Origin of the sequence: Phaeobacter sp. S60 (assembly GCF_000826845.1) — a bacterium.
Lineage (GTDB): Bacteria > Pseudomonadota > Alphaproteobacteria > Rhodobacterales > Rhodobacteraceae > Phaeobacter > Phaeobacter piscinae.
The window spans coordinates 58,954-74,519 of sequence record NZ_JSWJ01000012.1 but is presented as its reverse complement, the minus strand read 5'-3'; the positions used below and the strand labels follow the sequence as shown (position 1 = coordinate 74,519).

The 15,566-nt window shown below is 59.2% G+C and carries 13 protein-coding genes; 4 read left to right on the top strand and 9 right to left on the bottom strand.

Going from position 1 to position 15,566, the window contains the following annotated elements; all coding sequences use genetic code 11:
• Positions 1–44 precede the first annotated feature (44 nt).
• The gene (locus tag OO25_RS12290; RefSeq protein ID WP_040180424.1) at positions 45–1,295 is read left to right on the top strand and encodes an FAD-binding oxidoreductase; all 1,251 of its coding nucleotides are present in this window, start codon (positions 45–47) and stop codon (positions 1,293–1,295) included.
• A gap of 167 nt (positions 1,296–1,462) precedes the next feature.
• Positions 1,463–3,745 (top strand): methyl-accepting chemotaxis protein, encoded by a 2,283-nt coding sequence (locus OO25_RS12285; RefSeq protein ID WP_040180422.1) that lies wholly within the window; start codon positions 1,463–1,465, stop codon positions 3,743–3,745.
• 144 nt (positions 3,746–3,889) lie between these two features.
• Here OO25_RS12285 and OO25_RS12280 read toward each other — a convergent pair whose 3' ends face one another.
• The 8 genes from OO25_RS12280 to OO25_RS12245 form a co-directional block, all read right to left on the bottom strand.
• The gene (locus OO25_RS12280) at positions 3,890–5,041 is read right to left on the bottom strand and encodes a M56 family metallopeptidase (protein WP_040180421.1); all 1,152 of its coding nucleotides are present in this window, start codon (positions 5,039–5,041) and stop codon (positions 3,890–3,892) included.
• On the bottom strand, positions 5,031–5,426 hold the full coding sequence (locus OO25_RS12275; protein ID WP_014873615.1) for a BlaI/MecI/CopY family transcriptional regulator: 396 nt from the start codon (positions 5,424–5,426) through the stop codon (positions 5,031–5,033). The genes OO25_RS12280 and OO25_RS12275 overlap by 11 nt, the downstream gene beginning before the upstream one ends.
• A gap of 155 nt (positions 5,427–5,581) precedes the next feature.
• Complete coding sequence (locus OO25_RS12270; RefSeq protein WP_040172601.1) at positions 5,582–5,860, bottom strand: DUF2160 domain-containing protein; 279 nt, start codon at positions 5,858–5,860, stop codon at positions 5,582–5,584.
• The gene (locus tag OO25_RS12265) at positions 5,860–6,657 is read right to left on the bottom strand and encodes a carbohydrate ABC transporter permease (protein WP_008561997.1); all 798 of its coding nucleotides are present in this window, start codon (positions 6,655–6,657) and stop codon (positions 5,860–5,862) included. The genes OO25_RS12270 and OO25_RS12265 overlap by 1 nt, the downstream gene beginning before the upstream one ends.
• A 14-nt stretch (positions 6,658–6,671) precedes the next feature.
• Entirely contained in the window at positions 6,672–7,535 is an 864-nt protein-coding gene (locus OO25_RS12260; protein ID WP_008561161.1) for a carbohydrate ABC transporter permease, read from the bottom strand.
• On the bottom strand, positions 7,535–8,650 hold the full coding sequence (locus tag OO25_RS12255; protein WP_040172605.1) for an ABC transporter ATP-binding protein: 1,116 nt from the start codon (positions 8,648–8,650) through the stop codon (positions 7,535–7,537). The genes OO25_RS12260 and OO25_RS12255 overlap by 1 nt, the downstream gene beginning before the upstream one ends.
• Before the next feature lie 7 nt (positions 8,651–8,657).
• Complete coding sequence (locus tag OO25_RS12250) at positions 8,658–9,734, bottom strand: ABC transporter ATP-binding protein (protein WP_040172608.1); 1,077 nt, start codon at positions 9,732–9,734, stop codon at positions 8,658–8,660.
• Positions 9,735–9,887: 153 nt separating this feature from the next.
• The gene (locus OO25_RS12245; protein ID WP_024098336.1) at positions 9,888–11,621 is read right to left on the bottom strand and encodes an ABC transporter substrate-binding protein; all 1,734 of its coding nucleotides are present in this window, start codon (positions 11,619–11,621) and stop codon (positions 9,888–9,890) included.
• Positions 11,622–11,948: 327 nt separating this feature from the next.
• Here OO25_RS12245 and OO25_RS12240 point away from each other — a divergent pair, with 327 nt between their 5' ends.
• A complete protein-coding gene (locus OO25_RS12240; RefSeq protein ID WP_040180420.1) occupies positions 11,949–13,079 on the top strand; it encodes a class I SAM-dependent RNA methyltransferase in 1,131 nt (376 codons plus the stop codon).
• A gap of 28 nt (positions 13,080–13,107) precedes the next feature.
• Here the strand turns inward: OO25_RS12240 and OO25_RS12235 are convergent, their stop codons facing one another.
• A complete protein-coding gene (locus tag OO25_RS12235; RefSeq protein WP_040180418.1) occupies positions 13,108–14,016 on the bottom strand; it encodes a 2-dehydro-3-deoxygalactonokinase in 909 nt (302 codons plus the stop codon).
• Between the two features lie 777 nt (positions 14,017–14,793).
• On the opposite strand from OO25_RS12235, the gene OO25_RS12230 reads away from it, so the two are divergent.
• The gene (locus OO25_RS12230; protein ID WP_040180722.1) at positions 14,794–15,519 is read left to right on the top strand and encodes a sugar transferase; all 726 of its coding nucleotides are present in this window, start codon (positions 14,794–14,796) and stop codon (positions 15,517–15,519) included.
• Positions 15,520–15,566 lie beyond the last annotated feature (47 nt).

Genomic DNA, 15,566 nt, shown 5'->3' with positions numbered 1-15,566 from the left:
GGTGGCGGGGTGAAAACCTCGCCACCGTTACGAAGGCAGGGCAGATGTCAAAAACGATTGTGGTTATCGGGGCGGGTGTTGTCGGTGTCAGCACGGCGCTGCGCCTGCAGAGTGAGCTGGCGCCAACGAACGGACAGGTCATCCTGCTGGATCGCAAAGGTGTCGCCGAAGAAACATCTGCGGGCAACGCCGGGGCCTTTGCATTCACTGATCTCGAACCACTGGCCACACCGGGGATCATGAAAAAGGCACCGGCCTGGCTGCTGGACCCGCTTGGCCCGCTGTCGGTGCCACCGGCCTACGCTCTGCAATTGACGCCTTGGCTGATCCGCTTTTGGCGCGCCAGCTGGCGGGACCGATATCAGAAGGTGGTCAGCGCCCAGGCATCCCTGATGCAGTTGGCCCAATCGGCGACCGAACGCCAGATCACCGACACCAAAGGCGAGGCAATGATGCAGCGCGACGGTGCCCTGCAGCTCTACGAATCTGAGGCTGAGTTCGCCGCCAGCCAGCGCGGTTGGCAACTGCGCCGCGATCACGGCATCCGGTTCACCCTGTTGCATAGCCCTGCCGAAATTGCCGAGATCCAGCCGGGGCTTAGTCCCCGGTTCACGCATGCAGGCTTCACCCCTGACTGGATGAATACCTGCGATCCGAAAGCCTGGGTCGAACACCTCTTTCAGGTTTTCTTGGCGCGGGGTGGCCAACTGCGCCGGGCAGAGGTGCGTGATCTGGAAACCGGCGGTGAGAAACTGCATCTTCTGACAGACGGGGAGGGTGTCCGGGCTGACGCTGTGGTCGTGGCTGCAGGGGCGTGGTCGCATCAACTGACCCGCCGTTTGGGCGACCCGCTGCCGCTGGAGACAGAGCGCGGCTACAACACCACCTTGCCCGCAGGCTGCTTCGATCTGCGCACGCATATCACCTTCTGCCGTCATGGCTTTGTGGTGAGCCGTATCCGCGGCGGTGTTCGGGTCGGAGGCGCGGTTGAGCTGGGAGGGCTGAAACGGCCTGCAAACTACAAACGCGCCGATACGCTGTTGGCGAAGGCCGCGCGGTTCATGCCAGAGCTGGATACCGCAGATGGCACCCGCTGGATGGGGTTTCGCCCATCTCTGCCTGATAGCCTGCCGGTGATTGGCAGCGCCAAACGTGATGCGCGGGTGGTCTATGCCTTTGGGCATGGTCATGTCGGGCTAACCCAATCGGCCGCCACGGCAGAGCTGGTCGCAGATCTGGTGCTAGGACGCGATCCGGCAATTGATCTGGCACCGTTTGCACCGGACCGTTTCTAATGTCTTGAGTCGGCTTCACTTCTGATACGGCTGCAAGGCACGGCGGGGCGTCGCCTTCGCGCGCAATGTGCGCAAACCGACCGTGAACGAAATCGAAGGAATTGCATGGCTATCTCTTAGGGCACTCCGTCGCTTTGCGGCAGAATCGGCACTATCAAGGAGGAGACATGCGCGTCATGCCCAAGACCCCGAAACTCTCGCTCAAGCTGAAATTGCCGCTGATCATGGTGGCACTGACAGCAACGTTTCTGGTGACAGTCTCATTTCTCGTCTACTCGATGGCTGAAAGAAGCATTCGTGATTTTGTTTATGCCTCAAAGGAAACCACCGCTCGGTCTGGCGAGCAGGCGCTGACTTTCATGATCGAAGCCGCGCGTCGCGATTTGTCGATCAATGCCTCCCAGCCGACCGTGTTCCGCGCCATCAACAACTTTGACCGTGTTTATAAGATGATCGAGGAGGAGCCTGTCGGTTTTCTGCGACGTCACTACATAGAAGAAAATCCCAATGCTGCGAATGAACGCCATCTGCTGAGCGATCCTGGTGACGGATCATATTACAGCCAGTCGCATGCGACCTACCACCCGACGTTTCTGCAGTCGTTGCAGGTCAACGGCTATGAGGATCTCTATCTTCTGAATGCCGCTGGACAATTGCTCTATTCGGTCAAGAAGCGCGAGGATTTCATTCAGCAATTTGGCTCAGGGGCCAATGCCGATAGCGGTCTGGGGCAGGTCTTCAATGCCGCACTCAATGTCGAGGCTGGTCAGGTGGTAACCGCCGATTTTGCCGCCTATGCCCCAGGCGGCGGTGCCGCAGGTGCCTTTATGGGGGTGCCGGTGTTCAACAAAAAGAAAGAAGTTATTGGTGTGATGGCGGTGCAAATCTCCAGCGCCTCAGTTGTGACGGCGCTGACGTCTAACATGAATGTGGATGGCCATCAGAACATTTTCCTGGTGGGCAAAGATGGCATCGCGCGTAGCCCGTCTGTGATCGAGGGCCAGTTCGCGACAGGCGACCAATTGCCCGACAGTGCGGAAATCAAAGCCGCCACCGCCGGTGAGGCCGGGATGTTTGAAGGCTCCACTTCCGTGTCCGGCGAACAGGTGATCGCCCTTGTCAAGCCTTTGAATATCGCGGGGTTCGACTGGTCTTTGGTGCTTCAGACTGATGAACATGAGGCCTTCGCAAAGGTGACGGAGATTCGGCTCGTTGCAATGCTGATGATCGGTGCTTCAGTTCTGATTGCGATTGTGGTGTCTTTTGTGGCCGCGCGCCATGTCACCCGCCCAATTCTGGCGCTGCGCGAAGCGACCAATGCGCTGGCTCAAGAAGACTATGCGAGTGAGATCAGCGGTCGTGGCCGCGGCGACGAGCTGGGCGATCTGGCCCGAAGCTTAGATACTTTCCGGGACAAGTTGCTGATTGCGGATGAGGCCGCAGATCGCGAGGAAGAAGCCTCCAAACAGACCGCCGCGGTGGTTGAGGAGATGAGTGGCGCCCTCGCCGAATTGCAGCGAGGCAATCTGGCGTGCGATATTGAGCAACCGTTTGTCGAGCACTACGAAATTCTTCGGGAAAATTTCAATCTTAGCCTAATGAATCTACGCGATTCACTCGCAGAGGTGGTGGATGCTGCGCACAATGTCGACAAGTTCTCGGAAGAGCAGCGTGCTTCTGCGGAAGAGATGGCACACCGGACAGAATCCCAGGCCAGCACATTGGAGGAGACTGCCTCTGCACTACAGGATTTGACCAATAGTATTCGCGAGACCGCCGACCGGGCCGGGCAGGTGGATGAAACCATGCGTGGCACTCGCAATGAAGCCGAGCACAGCAATCACATCGTCACTTCTGCCGTCCAGGCGATGGATCAAATCCAAGAAGCCTCGCAGCAGATTTCGCAGATTATCAATATGATCGACGATATTGCGTTTCAAACCAATCTGTTGGCGCTTAACGCAGGTGTGGAAGCCGCGCGCGCGGGTGAGGCTGGTGCGGGCTTTGCGGTTGTCGCCTCAGAGGTACGCGCCCTTGCCTTGCGGGCCTCTAAAGCTGCGGGAGAGATCAAGGGACTGACCTCGGCCAGCGAAGAACATGTTGCAAACGGTGTCGCCATGGTTGGCCGCGCGGGGGATGCGCTGAGCGGGATCATCGATAAAGTCACGAATGTCTCCGACTTGATTACTGAAATTGCGGATGGTGTGCAGAAGCAATCCAAGGGTTTGGAAAACATCAATAATGCCGTGGGGCGTCTCGATGGCACCACGCAGCAGAACGCGGCGATGTCCGAGGAAGCCTCCGCAGCCAGCCAGCTGCTCCAGAATGAAGCACAGGCGCTTACTGGCGTGGTGTCGCGGTTCCAGCTTGGAAATGGTGCCGGGCATGACAGTGTCGACGACTGGGGAACGGCCAACGATGCTGGAAACGGGGCGCACTCTTATGGCTAATCGACAATGGCCCGTCGATGCTGATAGGCCCGGCAACATGATCGATCTGACTGGCCGTATCAGGGGTTAGTGCAGAGTGTACTCACGCACCGACTCTGTCGGGCCGGGGAGCCCGGCTCAATCTCAACCACGCGCCCGGCAGGCTTATTTGCTCAGGGTCATGAACCCGCCTTGCAGTGCCGTTACCGCCGTCTGGCTGGTCTCAGGCACGGCGTTTCGATGGGCCATACGCTCAAGGTTGACGATCGTCGACAGCATGATGCGGTCATGGCTCCAATCGCCGGGGCGCTGCATCAGCAGTGCGGTGGCCAACACTCCAGTCGCCAGCATGGCGGAAACCAGCATCCAGCCGAACAGATGCGTGTCCTGTGGTTGTGCCGCGGTGACCACATCAATCCGCCGCGCCAATGTTGCCCCGCGGCGCACCTCGCGCCGATCAACCAAGGCCACCGACGGGCTGCGCTGGACAAAGCGGATTGGATCCTGCGCCGCCAGTGCGCAGGCTCGGATCAGGCATTCGCAATAGGCACGAATATCGCGTTGGCCTCGGGTCATCAGCGCCTGATCGCAGGCAAATTCCCGCAGCATGCGGACTTCACGACGCCAGAGGTGATAAGCCGGGTTCCAGAACAGAAGCGGCCGCAGCGCCTCCAGCAGGAATTCGCATTCAACGTCTCGCTGGCGAAAATGCTGCAGCTCGTGGGCTACGCTCAACCGCAGGTCCGACGGATTGGTGATCAGCGCGGATGGCAACACGACGTAGCGAGTGATCAAGCCGCGGGTGGAGAAGGCAACTGTGCTCTTGTCACTGATGCGAATCTGAACGCCGCCCAGATGTTTCCAGACGTAGGCCTGCTGCAGCGATGCCCGCAGCCGCAGTGCCGCTAATGTCACCTGTGCCACGGAGATTACGGCGCCGACGATCAGCGCAGCCACGGCAAGCTGAGCCCAAAGGCTGCTCTGCGCCATCAAGGCCCGCACCAGATCCTCGCGCAGGCCAAGAATGCTCTCAAACCGTGTGGCGCTCATGTTGACATTGCCCTGCAGGTACTGCGCGACCAGCATGTCCGACAGGGTCGGCGGCTGCGACACGACATAGGTGGTCAGCGCCACCACCAGCATCGGGGACAAGGTCAACAAAAGCGTCATGCCATTCAGCAACCGCAGCTGTGGTCGAAACGCCGGGCCCAATCGGCTACGCGTCAGGATCGCGCGCAACGCCAGCCAAAGCGCGGTGCCCGCAAACAACAGTAAGTTCAGGTCAATATAGGCGTTCAGAAAACTCTCAGCGTTCATCGTCCCCCAACCTTTCATTCAGCAAGGCCCGTATCTCCACGAGCATCTCGTCGGTGACATCTTCATCATCCACCAGGCGGGCTACCAGGGCCGCCGGGGCGCCGTTGAAGAGCTTGCTCGAAAGGTTCTTGAGAGTGGTTTTCTGATAATCCGCCTTGGGCACCGCTGGGCGGTAGACCAAGGATCTGTCAGCCCGTTCGCTGGTCAGAAACCCTTTTTGTTCCATAATTTTCAGCACGGTTGCGACCGACGTATAGGCGCGTTCCTGACGTTTGTTCAGTTCCGCCAGAATATCGCGCACCGTGCCGCCGCCGGTTTCCCAAACAACGGTCATGAACTCGAGTTCAACCTCTGTCAAAAGCGGGTTGTCCTGTTTCTTACGCATCATGTGGTGTCCGGTTCTCTTAGGCTTTGATCATGCTAGGGGATCGCAGGCGCGTTTGAAAACTATTTTTTTAGAAGTTCAGCATCGAGGCCGCAGGTGTCAGGCAGAACGGCGTGTAAAAAAGGGGCCCTGCAGACAGGACCCCTCGTGTTTTATCACACTTTCCAGAAGGTGAAGGCAAACCAGACAACCGACAGGCCCAGCGGCCACCACAGCGGCATTCCCACCAATCCCAGCCAGGCCAGGAAGATGTAGGAGGTGCCCAAAAGGCTGATGAACAGCCGGTCGCCGCGGGTTGTCACAAGCCCCAGTACACCTTTGCGGGCGTCACCACCGGGGCTGCGGATTTCCAGAACGATCATCAGGCCGATGGCCGAAAAGATCCCGATAAAGACCAGTGCCGTAGGCCAGGTCCAGGCCATCCAACTCAGCATTATACCCTCCCCATCGCAAAGCCTTTTGCGATGTAGTTACGGACGAAGTAGATCACGATTGCGCCCGGAATGATTGTCAGTGTGCCAGCCGCCGCCAGAAGGCCCAGCTCATAACCGGCGCTCGAGGCGGTTTTGGTCATGGTGGCCGCAATGGGTTTCGCGGCAACAGCGGTCAGGGTCTTGGCCAGTAGCAGCTCCACCCACGAGAACATGAAGCAGAAGAACGCCGCCACGCCCACGCCAGCCTTGATCGACGGGATGAAGATTGTGGCAAAGAAGCGCGGGAAGGAATAGCCATCCACATAAGCGGTTTCATCCAGCTCTTTCGGGATGCCGCCCATGAAGCCTTCCAGGATCCAGACCGCCAGCGGAATGTTGAACAGGCAATGCGCCAGAGCTACCGCGAGATGGGTGTCAAACAGCCCAACCGCCGAATAAAGCTGGAAGAACGGCAGCGCGAAAACCGCAGCAGGCGCCATCCGGTTGGTCAGCAGCCAGAAGAACAGCTGCTTGTCACCCAGAAAACGGTAGCGCGAGAACGCATAGGCCGCAGGCAGGGCAACAGCGACAGAGATCACCGTGTTGATCGACACATAGATGATTGAGTTGATGTAGCCCCAGTACCAGCTGGGATCGGTGAAGATCGTGGCGTAGTTTTCCAGCGTGAAGGTCTGCGGAAACAGCGAGAAGCCGGACAGGATTTCATTCGTCGTTTTGAAACTCATCGCGACCAGCCAATAGATCGGTAGCATGAGGAACAGGATATAAACGATGGGGACGATGGTACGTTTTTGCATCGAAGTATCCTCCTTTAGTTTTGATCGTCTTTGGTCATGACGGTGTAGAACAGCCAGCTGACCAGAAGTGTGATTGCAAAGTAGATGAGGCTCATCGCCGCCGCCGGACCAAGGTCGAACTGTCCAAGCGCGATCTTAACCAAGTCGATGGACAATAGTGTTGTCGAGTTGCCGGGACCACCGCCGGTCAGAACAAACGGTTCGGTGTAGATGTTGAAACTGTCCATGAACCGCAGAAGGATTGCGATGGTCAGAACGGTTTTCATCTTTGGCAGCTGGATGAAGCGGAACACAGCCCAGTTGGAGGCACCATCGATCTTTGCGGCCTGATAATAGGCATCCGGGATCGACACGAGGCCAGCATAGGACAACAGCACCACAAGCGAGGTCCAGTGCCAGACGTCCATGGTCACGATGGTGATCCAGGCAGCGACAGGATCTTGGGTCATGTCATAGTTGATGCCCAGCGTGTGGTTCAGGAAATACCCCAGCAGACCGATATCGGGCAGGGTGAAGATGTTCCACATCGCGCCAACCACGTTCCACGGGATCAGCATGGGCAGCGCCATCAGCACCAGACACACCGGCACCCAGAACCCCTTGCGTGGCATCGACAGCGCAATGGCGATGCCCAGCGGGATTTCGATGATCAGGATCAGGAAGGTGAACATGAACTGGCGGCCAAGCGCCGCATGGAATCGGTCGGACCGCAGGATCTGCTGGAACCAGTCCAGCCCCTGCCAGAAAAAGACGTTGTCACCGAATGTCTCCTGAACGGAGTAGTTGACGACGGTCATCATCGGGATCAGCGCGTTGAAGGCAACGAGCAGAAGGACAGGCAGGACAAAGAACCACGCCTTTTGGTTTTCGGTTTTCATTATGCCTGCTCCTCGGTCTCAGTCTTGGTCTCGGTGGCAGATTGGGCAGCCTCTGTCGCGATCCAGCCATCGACGTAGAGCCGGGTCTGATCCTGACGGAAGGACAGGTGGACAGCTGCCCCCTTGGCTGGGCCTGCACCTTCGACCACAGCGTTGATCCGCTGACCTTCGGCCTCGCATTCCACAACTGTGTGGCGGCCAACATCCGAAACCTTGGTCACGGTTGCGGGCAGGCCGCTGTTGGCGAGGGACACAAACTCAGGCCGGATGCCGACCTCGGTCTTGCCTGCGGCGTCCCCTTTGATCGGGCCTTCCAAGGCAATCGGGTGGGCACCGATATAGGGCTGGCCCGCGCGCAATTCACATGGCAGCACGTTCATACCCGGTGAGCCGATGAAATGACCCACAAACGTATGCGCGGGGCGTTCAAACAGCTCAACCGGCGTACCGATCTGAACCACTTCACCCAGCTGCATGACAACAACCTGATCAGCAAAGGTCAGCGCCTCTGTCTGGTCGTGGGTCACGTAGATCATTGTGGCCTTCACGCGCTGATGGAGTTCCTTCAGCTTGGAGCGCAGTTTCCACTTCAGATGCGGGTCGATCACAGTGAGCGGTTCGTCGAACATCACCACGTTCACATCTTCACGGACCAGCCCACGCCCCATGGAGATCTTCTGCTTGTTGTCCGGTGACAGGCCAGCGGCGCGCATCGTCAAGAGATCGGTCACTTCCAGCATCTCGGCGATTGCCATGACGCGTTCCTTGACCGTCGCCTCATCGCGACCACGGTTGCGCAGCGGAAAGGCCAGGTTGTCGTAAACGGTCATCGTGTCGTAGATCACCGGAAACTGGAACACCTGCGCAATGTTGCGCTGATCCGGCGGCAGTTTGGTGACGTCCTTGCCATCAAACAGGATCTGGCCTTCGGATGGCACCAAAAGGCCGGAGATGATGTTCAGTAGGGTGGATTTGCCACAGCCGGATGGACCAAGCAGCGCATAGGCCCCGCCGTCCGTCCAGTCGAGGTCGATTTCCTTCAGGGCGTAGTCTGACGCGCTTGACGGGTTTGGCATATAGCTATGCCGCAGTTTTGAGAGTGTAATCTTAGCCATTTGCGCCTCACGCCACGCGGGAGCCATCAGGGGCAAACACATATGCCGCCGACGGATCCATGTAGAAGTCATGCTGCTCACCCACTTCATAGGGGTGAACGCCTGCCGAAAGGGAAACCCAGCTGCCGTGGTCCACATCCAGCCCCATGTCGAAATGGGCGCTGCTTTCGGACCCGGACAGCTCCGTCACCTGTACCTGACCGGAGAGCTGCACCGTGGTGAGAGGTGTCGCCACGGGCAGCACGTGGTAGGGCCGGATCGCAATCGTGTAGGGCCCATCCGCCAGATCGGCTGCCGCGCCGGTCAACGACCAGCTGACATCCTGGCCAAGGCGCGCTGTGCTGCCCTGTTTCACGATGGGGGCTGTATTGATTGGCGGATCCGAGAACACCCGCGCTGCGGCGACGTTTTCAGGATTGCGATAAATATCAGCGGTCGTGCCAAACTGGGTCACGCGCCCATCCTGCATCAGGGCGGTTTTGCCCCCTAGCAGCAGCGCTTCTTCCGGTTCGGAGGTCGCATAAACCACCACGGCGCCACGCCCGGCGAACAGCTCAGGCAGCTGATCGCGCAGTTCCTCGCGCAGTTTGTAGTCCAAGTTTGCTAGCGGCTCATCAAGGAACACTGCGCGGCTTTCCTTGGCAATTGCGCGGGCCAATGCGGTGCGCTGCTGCTGACCACCGGACAATTCATGCGGGCGGCGATGCAGCATCGGGCGCAGCTGCAGGATATCGGCGGCTTCTTCGACCCGGCCTTCAATCTCGGACTTCGCCATGCCAGCCACCTTCAGCGGCGAGGCGATATTCTCGTAGACGGTCATATGGGGGTAGTTGATGAAGAACTGATGCACCAGGCTGATGTTGCGTTTCTGGGTGCTGAGCGCGGTCACGTCCTGGCCATCCATCACCACCTGTCCGCTGGCAATCGGGTCGAGGCCGGCCATCATCTTGATGAGAGAGGTCTTGCCAGACCCGGTGGCGCCCAGAAGGACGTTGAAGTGACCCGGTTCCAGCACAAGGGAGGTTTCCTTGATATGCAGCTGGGCGCCGACGCGTTTGGTCACATTTATGAGTTCGAGTGCCATCTTGCTTTGACTTTCCGGCGGACGGCCTGTTGCGCGCGGCATGCGCGATCATTTTTTAGGGGAAAGGGGTGCCCCGGAGCGGGCCAGCCAGGCTCCGGGGCGAAAGTAGGGAGCGCAGCGGACAGATCCGCACGCTCCCCACGGGAGGAGGGGTTACTCAGATGCCCAGCGGGCAACCAGCTCGTCGTAGTTGACGGTCTGGCCCTGAGGCTTCTCGTTCTCCAGCTTCGGCTTGGCGCCACCGTTGGCATACCACCAGTCGGCGTCTTTCTCTTCGTTCAGACGCGGGCCGCAGCCACCGTAGACATTTGCCTGCTCGTCTGCACGCTGCATACGGGCCATGGTGATGTCCATTTCTTCGGCCAGACGGTCCATGGCTTCCTGCGGGGTGAAGGCGCCGGAGTTGACGTCACCAATCTGCTGCCACCAGATCTGGGCCAGCTTCGGATAGTCAGGCACGTTCACGCCGGTCGGGGACCATGCAACGCGGTCAGGCGACCGGTAGAATTCGACCAGACCACCCAGCTTGGGTGCGCGCTCGGTGAAGCTCTCGTGGTTCACAGAAGAGTCCCGGATGAAGGTCAGACCAACGTGGGATTTTTTCACGTCGACGGTCTTGGACACAACAAACTGAGCATAGAGCCAGGCCGCCTTGGCGCGATCCACCGGGGTGGATTTCAGGAAGGTCCAGGACCCAACGTCCTGATAACCAACCTTCTGGCCTTCTTCCCAGTAGGGACCATGCGGGCTGGGGGCCATCCGCCACAGCGGGTTGCCTTCACCGTCAACGGTGTTGTTGCCTTCGGACTGCGGCTTCACCATGTCGGCGGTGAACGCAGTGTACCAGAAGATCTGCTGAGCAACGTTGCCCTGTGCGAGAGCGGGCAGCGACTGGTAGAAGTCATAGGACGCCGCACCCGGAGGGGCGAATTTGCGCAGCCATTCATCCCACTTGCGGATCGCATAGACCGCAGCCGGACCGTTGGCAGCACCACCGCGGGTTACGCTTGCACCGGCAGGGTTACAGGAATCCGCTTCCATGCGGATGCCCCATTCGTCGATCGGCACACCGTTCGGCTCACCTTTAGAACCAGCACCAGCCATCGACAGCCAGGCATCGGTCATACGCCAGCCAAGGTCAGGCGCGCGCTTACCATAGTCCATGTGACCATAGATTGCGGTACCGTCGATTTCCTTCACGTCATTTGAGAAGAATTCGGCGATGTCCTCATATGCGGACCAGTTGACCGGAACGCCCAGATCGTAGCCGTATTTTTCCTTGAACGCGGCCTGCAGGTCTTCGCGGTCGAACCAGTCCTTGCGGAACCAGTAGAGGTTTGCGAACTGCTGGTCGGGCAGCTGATACAGGTCGCCATCGGGACCGGTGGTGAACTGCGTGCCCATGAAGTCACCCAGATCGAGTTCCGGGTTGGTGACGTCAAAGAAATCACCTTCCATCATGTCGGTCAGGTTGTAGGCCAGTTGCAGGCGCGAGTGGGTGCCGATCAGGTCGGAATCGTTGACGTAGGCGTCATAGAGGTTCCGCTTGGTCTGCATCTGGGTCTGCACGGCCTGAACCACTTCGCCCTCGCCGAGGATCTGATGGTTCACCTTGATGCCGGTGATTTCCTCAAATGCCTTGGTCAGAACTTCGGACTCATAGCTATGCGTCGGAATGCCTTCGGACAGGACGTTGATTTCCATACCCGAGAACGGTTCGGACGCCTTGATGAACCACTGCATTTCCGACAGCTGTTCGTCCTTGGTCAGAACCGAGGGCTGGAATTCTTCGTCGATCCATTTCTTGGCAGCTGCCTCATCGGCATAGGCTGCCTGTCCCGCGACCACGGCAATAACCGCGGCTGCGGACAAAAGATACTTACGCATCTTTCTCCTCCCTAGTGATTTATTGTGGCCAGAGATGCCTCGTTGCACCCGGCTGACAAACAGGTTCCACACCGGGGTCTGCCTTGTCAAACTAATTTTTTAGTTTGACGTAATGGTATGATTTTAAAGTACAATGAATTCACCTTAAGGGAGAGTTTCTTGATCGTCTCGCAGTGGCCCCCTGTGCTGCATCGCGGCAAATGCCGCAGGAATCCCGTTGTGCGGGATCCGAACCAAGTTGCAGGCGGATGCCGAAGACCGGGGAGGGCAGGGCAGCGGATACACTTTGGCGTCGCTGACAATGGTTTTTATCGCTAAGGAGAGGTCATGGACACAAGCGATACATTCGAAATCTTCCTGACCGCCCCGCCGGGGATGGAGCAGACCCTGCAGCGCGAAGCGGTGGAGGCCGGGTTTATAGGTGCAAAAACCGTGCCCGGCGGTGTCACATTTGAGGGCGCTTGGCCGGATGTCTGGCGTGCCAACCTGCACCTGCGGGGCGCGGCGCGGGTTCTGGCGCGGATCGGGTCATTCCGGGCCTTCCACCTTGCCCAACTGGACAAACGGGCGCGCAAATTCCCCTGGGCCGATGTGCTCCGCCCCGATGTCCCGGTGCGGGTTGAAACCACCACCAACAAGAAGTCGAAGATCTACCATGCCGGCGCTGCCACCCAGCGTATCGAACGGGCGATAACCGAAGAGCTCGGGGCGCCGATCAGCGCCGATGCCCCAATCAAGGTGAAGCTGCGGATCGAGGATAATCTCTGTACCTTCAGCGTCGATACCTCGGGCGAGGGGCTGCATAAACGCGGCCACAAAACAGCAGTCGGCAAGGCGCCGATGCGCGAAAACCTCGCCGCGCTGTTCCTGCGTGATTGCGGCTATGATGGCGAGGAGCCGGTGGTGGATCCGATGTGCGGCTCCGGTACCTTTGTGATTGAGGCCGCGGAGATCGCGCTTGGCCTGCTGCCGGGGCGCAGCCGCAGTTTTGCCTTTGAGCAGATGGCCAGCTTCGACCCCGAAGGCTGGGCAGAGTTGCGGGCTAAGGAAACTCCGCGCTACACCCGCGCCCGATGCTATGGCTCAGACCGCAACGCCGGCGCCGTGGAGATGGCCGCCGCCAACGCAGAGCGCGCAGGTGTAGCGGATCTGGTCCAGATCACTCAGCAGGCAGTCAGCGATCTGACGCCGCCGGATCTCGGCCCGAATGATACGCCGGGACTGGTGATCGTGAATCCGCCCTATGGCGCACGCATCGGCAACAAGAAGTTGCTCTACGCGCTCTATGCCGCCCTGGGGGAAACGCTGATGGCCGGTTTCAGCGGCTGGCGGGTTGGGATTGTTACCAGCGAAACCTCATTGGCCAAGGCCACTCAGTTGCCGTTCAAACCCTTTGGCCCTCCGGTGGCCCACGGTGGGTTGAAAATCCGCCTGTTCCAAACAGGTCCACTGCCCTAGGAGCAAAGCCCGCAGTGAGGGGGTCGTGTCAGGCGGTCATTGCGCGCCAGGCACTGACGAGGCCCGCCAGGGCCATGCGGTCGGCATCTGTCTGCGTCACCGGCACCCCTTGGTGGTCAAGTGCCGCCTGATAGAGTGTGTCGAGCGGTGCGGGCGCAATCAGTGCAATATTCTGCCCCAGCCAATAGGCGCGCGCTGCCGACAGCTCAGCGCCAAGAAGCACCCCCCACAAACAGGCGGCACCGGTGTTGCCGTGCGCCCCCTGTGTGGCTTGCAGCTCCGCCAACCGCGCCGCCAGCGCTTCTGGCTTTGATTGGATGGTGTCAATAGCTGCGGTCAGCTCAGCGCGCTGTGCGCCATCATATGCAGGCGTTTCGCTGAGACTGAGGCTCGCCGCCAGACCTTGCCAGAGCTGCGCCGTCATGAAGCTTTGAAAACTGACCACCTCATTCGCACTGATCAGCGCCCAATGGGTTGTCGCCCCAGCAACACAGATCACGCCGTCCCAATCCGGATTGAGACTGAGAAACCCGGCAATGCGATTGCAGGCGCCGCGCATCACGGCGGGTGGGGTGGCCTGCGACAGCCCGCCCAGCACCCGCAGCGGATGGCCTCCCAGTGTCGCATCGCCCATGGGCCGCTCGGCGACTTTTGCCGGCACCGTGATGGTCCCGGTATCGCCACCGCGCAGACTGTCGTCGCTGAGCAGGATCGGCGTATCAACCGCGCAATCGTGCAGCTGGCTGATCAAGGCAGTGACATCCGCCATCAACTCGCCCGTTGATCCGGCGGAGACCTGCTGTCGCGCCTCCCCCTCGTGCATCAGCCAGACCGTGATCCGCCCGTCTGCATGATCCGCCGCGATCCAGTTGGCAGATTTGATCGCGGAGTGTCCGGCGGGAGATGCGGAGGTTGGGTCGGCAGATGTAGGGCACATATGGTCGTCCTTCGATCTTGGTCGTGATCTGGAATGCAGCGCGGCCCCGAACAGTTGGCAATACCAAACGGGGCAGCCATTCGCGTTCTCCATGCCAAGTTCCGGCCTGATGATCAACGCCGGTCCTGCCTTATTCTTCTGGGCTACGAAGATTATTCACTCTTATGGCCGAGAGATAGGGTTAACGTCCCGGAGGAGTTGAATTCTGGGACAACGCTGAATTATGCGTGACTCATCGCTGATTCCTTATACTTTTGGGTAGGCAGCGCGGATAGTTCCTATCCTTTTGAGGAATTGTTTCTCAGCTGGCGCCCTGATTTACTTAATTTTAAGCAAATAGCGCCCTCTCTCGGTTTTTACTGAGATTTGTCTAAAATTGCTTTATTAAGAAATTGCCGCAACTGCGGCTTGGATGGCGACCTAAAAGGGCCGCTTGATTGGGACGAAGGTTCCAGCCGCATGGGGGTGTGGCTGGAGAAAAACCATCGATCTTACTGGACTTGGGGCCCGGGGCGCTGCCGTGTCGGGATACTCAAATTGGTGCGAGTGCACCCGCTGTTGCGGGGCGAAGACGCTGTTGTTTCAGCGCATGGGTAAAAGCCGTGGGGGCTTTCTAGATTGGGGTTGGAGATGAAGGATTTCGTGCAAGAGGGGGCTGCACGCCCGTCCGGTGCTGTGACCGGCCGGGCCAACTGGTCCTGCTGGCCGTCACTCGGCAACGGCTGTCTGGTTGCTCTCGTGGGTGATGCCCCCGTCATCGGGACAGGTGTTGCCAATATGAACGCAGCGGTTTCAGCATCGCCATCTTCGTCACGGCGCAACGCAACCGGTTCTCTGAAGACGTTGCCTGCTATGGCTGGCACAGTGAGCGCGGGCGGGGGGGCTGGATCACCGAGTGGTTATGCCAGCTTTGGAAAGCGTTGCCTGGATATCTTCTTGGTGCTTTTGACGCTGCCGATCAGCTTGCCGCTGATCCTTATGGCCGCACTTGCGTTGTGGTTCGAGGGCGGCAACCCGTTTTATACGCAGGACCGTCTTGGCCAGCGCGGTCGGGTCTTCTCTATCCTGAAACTGCGCACTATGGTTCGCGACGCAGAACAGCTGCTGGAGCGCCATCTGGCCAGCGATCCGGCGATGCGGCGTGAATGGGATGAGACGCAGAAACTGAAAGAGGACCCGCGCATCACCCCGGTTGGTCGCTTTTTGCGCACAACCTCGCTGGATGAGTTGCCGCAACTTTGGAACGTCCTGATCGGCGAGATGAGCCTTGTTGGCCCGCGTCCAATGATGCCGGATCAGCTGCCGCTCTATGGCGATGCCACCGCCTATTTCGAACTGAAGCCCGGAATTACCGGATTGTGGCAGGTTTCCGTTCGCAACGAGAGTGGTTTTGCTGTGCGTGCCCGCGCGGATGCCGACTATCATGGCGATCTTTGCCTGCGCACCGATGTTGATCTCATCTGGCGCACCGTTGGTGTCGTGCTGCGAGGTACCGGATATTAACCGTCCTGGGCTAACTGTGATGGCCGGGCTATAGGCGGGTTCTGCCG

Excerpts from the sequence above, each read along its gene's own strand:
- OO25_RS12285 (WP_040180422.1), top strand. The coding sequence starts at position 1,463 with ATGCGCGTCATGCCCAAGACCCCGAAACTCTCGCTCAAGCTGAAATTG.
- OO25_RS12245 (WP_024098336.1), bottom strand. The coding sequence starts at position 11,621 with ATGCGTAAGTATCTTTTGTCCGCAGCCGCGGTTATTGCCGTGGTCGCG.
- OO25_RS12250 (WP_040172608.1), bottom strand. The coding sequence starts at position 9,734 with ATGGCACTCGAACTCATAAATGTGACCAAACGCGTCGGCGCCCAGCTG.
- OO25_RS12275 (WP_014873615.1), bottom strand. The coding sequence starts at position 5,426 with ATGCGTAAGAAACAGGACAACCCGCTTTTGACAGAGGTTGAACTCGAG.
- OO25_RS12265 (WP_008561997.1), bottom strand. The coding sequence starts at position 6,657 with ATGCAAAAACGTACCATCGTCCCCATCGTTTATATCCTGTTCCTCATG.
- OO25_RS12255 (WP_040172605.1), bottom strand. The coding sequence starts at position 8,650 with ATGGCTAAGATTACACTCTCAAAACTGCGGCATAGCTATATGCCAAAC.
- OO25_RS12230 (WP_040180722.1), top strand. The coding sequence starts at position 14,794 with ATGAACGCAGCGGTTTCAGCATCGCCATCTTCGTCACGGCGCAACGCA.
- OO25_RS12260 (WP_008561161.1), bottom strand. The coding sequence starts at position 7,535 with ATGAAAACCGAAAACCAAAAGGCGTGGTTCTTTGTCCTGCCTGTCCTT.
- OO25_RS12280 (WP_040180421.1), bottom strand. The coding sequence starts at position 5,041 with ATGAACGCTGAGAGTTTTCTGAACGCCTATATTGACCTGAACTTACTG.
- OO25_RS12240 (WP_040180420.1), top strand. The coding sequence starts at position 11,949 with ATGGACACAAGCGATACATTCGAAATCTTCCTGACCGCCCCGCCGGGG.
- OO25_RS12235 (WP_040180418.1), bottom strand. The coding sequence starts at position 14,016 with ATGTGCCCTACATCTGCCGACCCAACCTCCGCATCTCCCGCCGGACAC.
- OO25_RS12270 (WP_040172601.1), bottom strand. The coding sequence starts at position 5,860 with ATGCTGAGTTGGATGGCCTGGACCTGGCCTACGGCACTGGTCTTTATC.
- OO25_RS12290 (WP_040180424.1), top strand. The coding sequence starts at position 45 with ATGTCAAAAACGATTGTGGTTATCGGGGCGGGTGTTGTCGGTGTCAGC.